Source organism: Nocardia sp. NPDC004582 (assembly GCF_053602115.1).
In genome coordinates, this window is record NZ_JBSGCY010000201.1 from 1 (window position 1) to 9,071 (window position 9,071).

At 69.3% G+C, this 9,071-nt stretch carries 8 protein-coding genes; 2 read left to right on the top strand and 6 right to left on the bottom strand.

The features are described 5' to 3' along the window. On the top strand, positions 1-2,008 hold a 2,008-nt coding region (locus tag ACWELJ_RS31765), incomplete at its 5' end, for a carboxyl transferase domain-containing protein (protein WP_452369773.1). An 11-nt stretch (positions 2,009-2,019) separates the two neighbouring features. Here ACWELJ_RS31765 and ACWELJ_RS31770 read toward each other — a convergent pair. The 6 genes from ACWELJ_RS31770 to ACWELJ_RS31795 all read right to left on the bottom strand — a co-directional run bounded on the left by ACWELJ_RS31770 (position 2,020) and on the right by ACWELJ_RS31795 (position 7,806). Continuing rightward, complete coding sequence (locus tag ACWELJ_RS31770) at positions 2,020-3,594, bottom strand: flavin-containing monooxygenase (RefSeq protein ID WP_452369774.1); 1,575 nt, start codon at positions 3,592-3,594, stop codon at positions 2,020-2,022. Positions 3,595-3,748: 154 nt separating this feature from the next. After that, a complete protein-coding gene (locus ACWELJ_RS31775) occupies positions 3,749-4,744 on the bottom strand; it encodes a sulfate/molybdate ABC transporter ATP-binding protein (protein WP_452369775.1) in 996 nt (331 codons plus the stop codon). Beyond that, complete coding sequence (cysW, locus tag ACWELJ_RS31780) at positions 4,741-5,550, bottom strand: sulfate ABC transporter permease subunit CysW (RefSeq protein WP_452369776.1); 810 nt, start codon at positions 5,548-5,550, stop codon at positions 4,741-4,743. The genes ACWELJ_RS31775 and cysW overlap by 4 nt, the downstream gene beginning before the upstream one ends. Continuing rightward, a complete protein-coding gene (cysT, locus tag ACWELJ_RS31785; protein ID WP_452369777.1) occupies positions 5,551-6,450 on the bottom strand; it encodes a sulfate ABC transporter permease subunit CysT in 900 nt (299 codons plus the stop codon). It lies immediately after the preceding gene. A gap of 35 nt (positions 6,451-6,485) precedes the next feature. Then, positions 6,486-7,523: a sulfate ABC transporter substrate-binding protein gene (locus ACWELJ_RS31790; RefSeq protein WP_452369778.1), complete on the bottom strand. Its 1,038-nt coding sequence runs from the start codon at positions 7,521-7,523 to the stop codon at positions 6,486-6,488. 193 nt (positions 7,524-7,716) lie between these two features. Then, positions 7,717-7,806, bottom strand: coding sequence for an Ms4533A family Cys-rich leader peptide (locus ACWELJ_RS31795; RefSeq protein ID WP_452369779.1), 90 nt, complete (start codon positions 7,804-7,806; stop codon positions 7,717-7,719). 132 nt (positions 7,807-7,938) lie between these two features. On the opposite strand from ACWELJ_RS31795, the gene ACWELJ_RS31800 reads away from it, so the two are divergent. Continuing rightward, on the top strand, positions 7,939-9,071 hold a 1,133-nt coding region (locus tag ACWELJ_RS31800; protein ID WP_452369780.1), incomplete at its 3' end, for a M48 family metallopeptidase.

The window sequence follows — 9,071 nt, forward strand, 5'->3', positions numbered from 1 at the left end:
CGGCAGCAGCGGCAGCGGCAGCAGCGGCAGCGGCGGCAGCGGCGGCAGCGGCGGCAGCGGCGGCAGCGAGGTCGACGAAAGCAGCGGTGGGGGTGTCACCACGGGTTGGTTCGAGCAGCGGCTCGACGACTTGCGGTCACGCGCAGAGACTTTCGAGGACGCGACCGACCCTGGATCGGTGGCGGCCGGTCCGGGCGGTGCACCACACAGCTCGGGCGCTGCCGCGGCCGGGTTCGAGCTCGCCGACGGGGAGCAGGCGTTGCGGTCGCCGATGGGCGCGACCGTGGTGTCGCTGGCGGAGCCGGGGACCATGGTGGCCGCCGGGGGCGAGGTCGCGGTGCTGGAGGCGATGAAGATGCAGCACGTGGTGCGGGCGGCCGAGCCGTTGCGGGTGCTGCGGCACGCTGCCGCGCCCGGCGAGGTGGTCGATCCGCACGCTGTGCTGGTGAGCTGGGTGGCGGCCGATCATGACGGTCCGGCGACGGATTCGGCGGTCGTGGACCTGGATTCGGTGCGTGCCGACCTCGCGGAGGCGCTGGAGCGCCATGAGATCACCCTCGACGCGCGGCGCGAGGCCGCGGTGGCGAAGCGGCATCGGATCGGGCGGCGCACGGCGCGGGAGAACATCACCGATCTGGTCGACGCGGACAGCTTCGTCGAGTACGGGGCGCTGGCGGTGGCCGCGCAGCGCAGTCGGCGCGGGCTCGAGGATCTGATCGCCAATACCCCCGCCGACGGATTGATCGCCGGCGTCGCCACGATCAATGCCGGCCGGTTCGGCCACGATCGCGCCCGCGCGCTGGTCATGTCCTACGACTACACCGTGCTCGCGGGCACCCAGGGCATGCGCAATCACGCGAAGACCGACCGCATGCTGGAACTGGCTCGCGAGCAACGGCTTCCGGTGGTGTTCTTCACCGAGGGCGGCGGCGGGCGGCCCGGCGACACCGACCACGGCGGCATCTCGGGGCTGGACGTCACCACGTTCCGGGCGATGGGCGCGCTGTCCGGGCAGGTGCCGCTGATCGGCATCGTGTCGGGGCGCTGCTTCGCGGGCAACGCCGCGCTGCTGGGCATGTGCGATGTCGTGATCGCCACGCCCGACGCGAATATCGGGATGGGCGGTCCGGCCATGATCGAGGGCGGCGGGCTGGGGGTATACGCGCCCGAGGACATCGGGCCGGTCGAGGTGCAGCGGCGCAATGGCGTGGTGCATGTCGTCGCCGCCGACGAGGCCGAGGCGGTGGACATCGCCCGCCGCTACCTGTCGTATTTCCAAGGGGCCGAGGCGGAGTGGGAGGCCCCGGATCCGCGCGCGGCCCGGCACGTGGTGCCGGAGAACCGGTTGCGGGCCTTCGACATTCGCGCCGCCATCGCCTCGGTGGTGGATGCCGGCTCGGTGCTGGAACTGCGCCGGGACTGGGGCGTGGGCATCGTGACCGCCCTGGTCCGGGTGGAGGGCCGCCCCTTCGGGCTCATCGCCAATGACTGCCATCACCTGGGCGGGGCCATCGACGCGCCGGCCGCCGACAAGCTCTCGGCGTTCCTGCGGCTGTGCGGCGCGCACGGGCTGCCCATCGTCTCGCTGTGCGACACACCGGGTTTCATGGTCGGCCCCGAGGCGGAGGAGCACGCCACCGTCACCAGGTTCAGCCGCCTGTTCATCGACGCCGCCGCCCTGGACGTGCCCTTCGGCACGGTGATCCTGCGCAAGGGCTACGGGCTGGGGGCCCAGGCCATGGCGGCGGGCTCGTTCCGCGCGCCGCGCTTCGTGATCGCCTGGCCCACCGGCGAGATCGGCGGCATGGGCCTGGAGGGCGCGGTCCGGCTGGGCTTCGCCAAGGAACTGGCCGCCATCGAGGATCCGGACCAGCGGCAGGCCGCCTTCGACGCCCTGGTCGATGCCGCCTACGACGCGGGCAAGGCCCTCACCGCCGCAACGGTTCTCGAACTCGACGACGTCATCGACCCCGCCGACACCCGGCGGTGGATACGGACCCTGCGCTGAGCGTCGGCGCTCTACCCGGATCCCCCGCGCAAACGCCGCAGGCAGGCGTACCCGACCGTGAGGGCCGCGATGCCGCCGAGCGACTGGCCCGCGCTCACATAGCGCGGACGGCGGAGCCGGAGCCTGGTGCGCCGCGCCTCCCGCGCCCGCAGGCGTTCCTCGGTGAGGTCGGCGTAGCGGCCCGGCAGGAAGGTGTCGAAGTACTCGGACACGAAATTGTCGGTGCGCCGCACGGGCAATCGCATATCGCCCATCAGGTCGTCGATGTGGTGGGAGATGTAGGGCCCGATGTAATAGCCTTCGGCCCGCGCGGGCATGACCTCGGCCAGCCAGGCGCCGACCCGGTCGATCTCGCGGTGCATCTCGGCGGCGGGCGGCAGCTCCAGCTCGCCGAGGAAATGCTGGGACAGCCAGTGCGCGGAGATCTCCGCGGACAGCTGGCAGGCGGTGGAGGACCCGTACCCGATGAAGCCGAGGCGCGGATGCTCCGGCGGCAGGATGTGCCGGTACAGCAGGAATCGACCGTCGGACAGGACATCGGTGCGTAGCTCGCGGTCCAGGAACGGCAGCGACTGCCGCCAGCCGGTGGCGAACACCACCAGGTCCGCGGCCAGTCGTTCACCGGTGTCGAGGGTGAGCTCGGCCGCCCCGGAACAGCGCGCGATGTGGCCGCGCCGCAATCGGATCCGGCCCCGGCGGGCCTCCCGGTAGAACTCCTCGCTGACGCCGCCGTGTTCGATGCCGCCGGGCAGCGGCGGCTCGGGCACCAGGATCCGCGGCATCCGCAGCGAGAGCCGCATCAGGAGTTTCAGGTACCGCCAGACCAGCTCGGTCAGCGGTCTGCCCGGGCCGTGCAGCAGCCGCTCGACCCGGCCGAGCCGGTGGTAGCGGAAGAACGCCTCGGAGAACCGATTGAGGTACAGCTGATCCGAGGGCTGCCCGCCGATGAACCGCGGCAGCATCGGATAGGGCTTGCGGAACACCAGGGTGCAGTCGCGGGCCGGTCCGGCGGCCCAGGCCGCGCAGTCCAGGGCGGATTTGCCCGCGCCCACGACCACCACGCGTTTGCCGTCGAAGGCGGCGGGTTCCAGGGCCTGGCTGGAGTGGGCGATCACGCCGCGAAAGACATTGCTGTCCTGAATATCTGGAATGTTCGGTTCGGAGAAGGTCCCGGCGCACACCACCACGAAGTCGAACGCCAGCGCCTCGACCCCGTCGGGCCCGACCACCTCGACCTCGAACCCCTTGCCCGCCTCGGACACCCGGATCACTTCGGTGCCCAGGCGTAGGTAGCGGTACAGGCCGAAGCGTTCCACGTACGACGCGAGATATTCGCGCACCTGCCCGGCGGTGGGGAATACATCGGCCGATTCCGGGTATGGATGATCGGAGTACGCGTAGGTGGCCCGGGAGTTGTTGGTGCGCAACCCGGGATAGGTGCGCGACCCGATCCACACCCCGCCGGCCGCGGTCTCCTTGTCGAAGACGACGACCTCGAAACCGTCGTCGCGCAGGACCTTCGCCGTCACCAAGCCCGCGATACCGGCCCCGATGATCCCGACCCGCACGCCACCCGCACTCGTCACGTCCGCTTATTCCCCTCTGGAACGAACAGGCACAGCCGCGCCACACGCTACGGCAGCGTGCGGCGCGGCGGACCCTCGTCAGAGCGACTCGCCAGGTTTTTGACGAGTTGGGCGTGTCGCGACTTCTCGCCGAAATCGCTTATAACGGACGGACTTACGCGACCGGGAGCTCCGGAATCCGGGTGGCCCGGGCGTACACGGTCTCGCCCTCGGCCAGGTGCAGCGCCTCGGCGTCACCGCGGGTGACCTGCGCGGTGAACAGATCCCCGGTGGCCGCGTTGCGCAGTTCCACACGGACCTCGAAGCCCAGCCGGACCACCCGCTCCACGGTCGCGCGAGTGACCCCCGCGGAATCCGCGGTGCCCTCGTGCGCGGCCAGCGCCATGCTCGGATCCCGGCCGACGCGAATGTCGTGCGGCCGCACCAGATGCCCGTTCAGCTTGGCCACCGCGCCCAGGAACGACATGACGAATTCGCTGGCGGGCCGGTCGTACACGTCCTCCGGGCTGCCGACCTGCTCGATGCGGCCCTTGTTCATGACCGCGATCCGGTCGGCCACGTCCAGGGCCTCCTCCTGGTCGTGGGTGACCAGGACGGTGGTGACGTGCACCTCCTCGTGCAGCCGGCGCAGCCAGGTGCGCAGGTCCGCACGGACTTTCGCGTCGAGCGCGCCGAACGGCTCGTCGAGCAGCAGCACCTGCGGGTCCACCGCCAGCGCGCGGGCCAGGGCCATGCGCTGGCGCTGACCACCCGACAGCTGCGCCGGATAACGATGCTGGAAGCCGTCCAAGCCGACGATCTCGAGCAGGTCGTCGACCTTCTTCTTGATCTCGGCCTTGGGCCGCTTGCGGATCTTGAGCCCGAAGGCCACATTGTCGCGCACGGTCATGTGCTTGAACGCCGCGTAATGCTGGAACACGAAACCGATATCGCGCTTCTGCGGCGACACATTGGTGACGTCCTTGCCCGCGATGGTGACGATGCCGCCGTCGAGGGTCTCGAGGCCGGCGATCGAACGCAACAGCGTGGACTTGCCCGAACCGGACGGGCCCAGCAGCGCGGTCAGCTCCCCGGACGGGATGTCCAGGCTGACATTGTCGAGAGCGGCGAACGTGCCGTAGCGCTTGTTCGCATTGGTCACGGTGATCATTTGGCAGTGCCCCGCTTGCGTTCGAGGAGGGTCATGAGCAGAAGAACAACGAGGGCGATGCCCATGAGCAGGGTCGCCGCGCAGTACGCGCCGAAAGTGTTGTGATCGTTCACGTAGCGCCCGTTCACCAACAGGGTGAGGGTCTGTGACTTTCCGGGCAGGCCGGTCGACACCATGATCACCGCGCCGAATTCACCGAGCGCGCGGGCCACGGTGAGCACGATGCCGTAGGTCAGACCCCAGCGGATCGCCGGCAGCGTGATGCGCCAGAACGTCTGCCAGCCCGACGCGCCCAGGGTGGCCGCGGCCTGCTCCTGGTCGTCGCCGATCTCGTGCAGCACCGGCTCCACCTCGCGCACCACGAACGGCAGCGTCACGAAGATGGTGGCGATGACCATGCCCGGCAGATTGAAGATCACCTTCAGGCCGTGGCTCTCCAGCCCGCCCAGCCAGCCGTGCGCGCCCCACAGCAGGATCAGCGAAACACCCACCACCACGGGCGAAGTCGCCATCGGCAGATCCACCACGCCCTGCAGCAGGTTGCGGCCGGGGAACTTCGCGCGGACCAGGGCGAGCGCGATGATCACACCGAAGATCACATTCACCGGCACCGTGATCGCCACGATCTGCAAGGTCAGATTGAACGCCGAGATCGCCGCGGGCGTGGAGATCGACTCGTAGAACGCGCCGAAGCCGCGCTCGAAGGTGCGCCACAGGATGATGCCCAGCGGCACCACCAACAGAATGAACAGGTACCCCAGCGCCACCGTGCGCAGCGAGATCCTGGTCCCGAGACCGAGTTTCATCTACGACTCCCGTTCCCGGCGCGCCAGGCGATCCGAGGTGACCCGCAGCACGAACAGCGTCAGCAGCGAGATCGCCAGCAGCGCCACCGACACCGCGGCGGCGTTCACCGGCCGGTCCACCTCGATCTGCTGCTGGATGTACTGCGAGGCCATCTGCGTCTTCTTCGGAATACCGCCGCCGATCAGCACCACCGAGCCGTACTCGCCGATCGCGCGCGCGAAGGCCAGACCCGAACCGCTCACGATGGCCGGGGCCAGGGTCGGCAGCAGGATGGTCCGGAAGATGGTCCAGTTGTCCGCGCCCAGCGACGCCGCCGCCTGCTCCACATCCTTGTCGGCCTCGATCAGCACCGGCTGCACCGAACGCACCACGAACGGCAGCGTCACGAACGCCAGCGCCACCACCAGTCCGGGCTGGGTCGCGTTCAGGTGGATGTCGAACGGCGACTGCGGCCCGTACAGCGCCAGCAGCACGATGGAGGCCACGATGGTGGGCAGCGCGAAGGGCAGGTCGATCAGACCGTTCACGAACGCCTTGCCCGGGAACTCGTCGCGCACCAGCACCCAGGCGATGAGGGTGCCCATCACCACGTTGATCAGTGTCACGATGACCGACACGACGATGGTCACCCGCAGCGCGTCCAGTGCGGACGGCGCGGTCACCGCGTCCCAGAAGCCGGACCACCCGTCCTCGAAGGACTTGGCGGTCAGCGCCGCGAGTGGCAGCAGCACGATGATGCTGAGCCACAACACGGTGGTGCCGATGCCGAGCGGACCGACCGACCCGCTCACCCGGAGCCAGGACCGAAGGCCGCCCCGGCCCGCCGCGGGCGGGGGGTTGTCGTCTACCGAAACGCCGGGACCGCGACCGGTCCCGGCGTTCGAGCTGCTGTCACTCACAGTTTCGAGTATCGCTTGTGTCGCAGGTCACCCGGCTACTTGGTGGCCTTGTCGTAGATCTGGGCCACCGAACCGGTGTTCGGGGTGAACAGCTCCTTGTCCACGGTCTTCCAGCCGCCCAGGTCGTCGATGGTGTACAGCTTCTGCGGGGTCGGGAAGTCCTTGGCGTGGTCGGCGCGCACCTTCGGGTCGACCGGGCGGAAGCCGGCCTCGGCGATCGCCTGCTGCGCGTCCTTGGTGTAGAGGAAGTCGCGGAAGGCGGTCGCGTTCTTCAGGTTCTTGGCGTTCTTCAGCACCGCGACCGGGTTGTCGATCCGGAAGGTGGTGTCGGGCACCACGTGCTCGATCGGGTCGCCCTTGGTCTCGGAGAAGATGGCTTCGTTCTCGTAGCTGAGCAGCACGTCACCGGTGCCCTGCAGGAAGGTGTCGGTGGCCTCGCGGCCCGACTTCGGCTGCACGTGCACGTGGCCGAGCAGCTGGGTCAGGTAGTCCAGACCGGCCTGGGTGTTCTTGCCGCCCTCGCTCTTGGCGGCGTAGGGGGCCAGCAGGTTCCACTTGGCCGCGCCCGAGCTGAACGGGTTGGGGGTCACCACCTCGATGCCCGGCTTGAGCAGGTCGTCCCAGGTCTTGATGCCCTTCGGGTTGCCCTTGCGGACCGCCAGGACCACCACCGAACCGAACGGGACGCCCTTGTTGGCGTCGGCGTTCCAGCCCGCGTCGACCAGGCCGGCGTCCACCAGGCGGGTGATGTCGGGCTCGACGGAGAAGCTGACCACATCGGCCTCGGCCCCGTCCTTCACCTTGCGGGACTGATCGCCCGAGGGACCGTAGGAGGCCTGGAACTGGGTGCCCTTGCCGGCGTCGGTCTTGTTGTAGACCGGAATCACCTTGTCGTAGGCGGCCTTCGCGACCGAGTACGCGAACAGGTTGATATTGCCGCCGCCCCCGGCCGCCGCGTCGCCGTCCTTGGTGTCGGACGCGCCGCCGCCGCACGCGGTGAGCACGGTGGCCGCGACCGCGGTGAGAGCGACGGCGAAGGTAGATCGGCGGGAGAGGCGAGTATTGCGGGACATCGGCGTGGACCTTTCGGGCTACCCGCCGGTGGGACGTCGACCGGCGGGAATGAACGTTTGCCGTAGACCCGTCACGGGAGGAACTCCGCGACGGTGGCGCTCCGGCCCGAAGGCCGCCGGGGGGGACGAACACGAACTGCGAAAAATGCGCGCGCCAAGTCTACTCAGACGTGCAGCAGTGCCCGATAGGCGATCAGCGACAGTGAATGTCAGCGACCGCGAGGCAACCCACAGCGATCAGCGCCAATTCATGGCGGACCTGGGGCATGATGCTCGACGACACCCGGCGACTTTAACAGAGTGGCACGTCAGGCCGCTAATCCCGGGCGGTTTGAAATCGCCTCGAGCGCAACCGTGGTCACACACGGCAGACTGTATCGGGTCGCCTACTCCAGACCATCGGGGGAACAATTCCATGACCGCACCCGCCCGTATCCGCCGGGACTTCCCGGGCATCTCCACTCGCGCCTGGGAGCATCCCGCCGACCGCACCGCACTGGTCGGCCTGCGGCAGCTCAGTGGCTTCGACACCCTGCTGCGCACCCTGTCGGGGCTGCTGCGGGAGCGCCAGCACCGGCTCATGTACCTGGCGACCGCCGTACGGGTGGACGAGCGGCAGTTCGGAAACATCCATCAGCTGCGGGCCGACGCCGTCAAGATCCTGGACGCGCAGCGCACCCCGGAGATGTTCGTGCTGCAGCAGCCGGAGGCCAATGCCTTCACCATCGGCATGGACCGGCCCTTCATCGTGCTCACCACCGGTCTGCTGGACCTGCTCGACCATGAGGAGCTGCGCTTCGTGGTCGGCCACGAGCTCGGGCACGCGCTCTCCGGGCACGCGGTCTACCGGACCATGCTCATGCACCTGATGCGCATCGCCGACGGCATCGGCTGGATGCCGGTGGGCGGCTGGGCGGTCCGCGCGATCGTGGCGGCGCTGATGGAGTGGAGCCGCAAGTCCGAACTGTCCGGGGACCGGGCGGGACTGCTGGTCGGGCAGGACGTGGAGGCCTCGGTGCGGGTCCATATGAAGCTCGCGGGCGGTTCGCGGGTCGACGAGATGAGCCACGCCGCCTTCCTGGCCCAGGCCGACGACTACGACCGCGCGGGCGACCTGCGCGACGGCGTGCTCAAACTGCTGAACCTGGAACTGGCCAGCCACCCGTTCTCGGTGCTGCGGGCCGCGGAGTTGCGGCGCTGGATCGCCGGCGGCGAGTACAACCGGGTCCTCGACGGCCAGTACCCGCGCCGCGAACAGGACAAGGACGCCCGCATCAGCGAAGAGATCAAACACGCGGCGCGCTCGTACAAGGAGAGCTTCGACCAGTCCGAGGACCCGCTGATCCGCACCGTGCGCAACCTGAGCCGCGATGTCGGGGCCACGGTCGGCACGGTGGGTCAGGAAGTCGGCGAGACGCTCTCGAAACTGGGCAAGCGGCTGCGCGGCGAGGGCAGCCGGCGCTCGATGACGTATCCGGCGAAGACCGACCCCGCGACCAGCTCGGTTGCGACCACCGTCCGCGCACCTCCTCCCGGAGCCCGCCGATG